The sequence below is a fragment of the Mycobacterium sp. E2699 genome, from assembly GCF_001666745.1.
GTDB lineage: Bacteria > Actinomycetota > Actinomycetes > Mycobacteriales > Mycobacteriaceae > Mycobacterium.
This window is the reverse complement of the sequence record NZ_LZJH01000139.1, coordinates 1-659: the sequence shown is the minus strand read 5'-3', so window position 1 is coordinate 659 and position 659 is coordinate 1. Positions and strand designations below refer to the sequence as shown.

1 protein-coding gene and 1 pseudogene are annotated in these 659 nt (G+C 67.7%); one reads left to right on the top strand and one right to left on the bottom strand.

What is annotated here, in order from left to right; all coding sequences use genetic code 11:
* Positions 1–147, bottom strand: a pseudogene (locus tag A5696_RS28555) (TetR/AcrR family transcriptional regulator); the annotation flags it as partial.
* Between the two features lie 56 nt (positions 148–203).
* Here A5696_RS28555 and A5696_RS23660 point away from each other — a divergent pair.
* On the top strand, positions 204–659 hold a 456-nt coding region (locus A5696_RS23660; RefSeq protein ID WP_067883424.1), incomplete at its 3' end, for a TetR/AcrR family transcriptional regulator.

Genomic DNA, 659 nt, shown 5'->3' with positions numbered 1-659 from the left:
CCGGGCGATCTCGCGAATCGTCGCCTTCGAGTGGCCCACTTCGGCCACGCAGCGCATCGCCGAGGCGATGATTCGGGCACGGGTCTGCTCGCCGCTGGCGCCGACTGGGCGGCCGAGCTGGGATGGCGAAGCCGGAGGATAATTGATCGCCCGATTATATTCGAGGGAGCCGCTCAAAAGGACGCAGGAGTGAGGACATCAGCATGACGCGGGCGCAGCTGGGTCGCCCCGTCGGCGCCAGCGGCGAGGAGACCCGCCGCCGGCTCCTCGTCGCCACCATGCGCTGTGTCGCCCAGCGCGGCTACTCCAAGGCCACCATCCGCGAGATCGCCCGGGCCGCCGACATGACCAGCGGCAGCCTCTATCACTATTTTCCGAACAAGTCGGAGCTGCTCGCGGCGACGGTCGCGGAAATCGACCTGATCGCATCCCGACGGCTACGCGAGGCCGCCGACCGCTCCGGTGACGTCGTCGACCGCCTCGAGGCGGTGCTGGAGGAGCTGGGCCGGTTGCTGCGCGAGTATCCGTATCTGGCCGCGTTCGATCGGACGATGCGAGCCGAAATGTCGGCACACCCACGCAGCGGCCGGACACGGAATCCGGGGTCAAAAGCGTTGCGCGACATCATAAATGACATCGTCGAGGACGCCCGGGAGCGC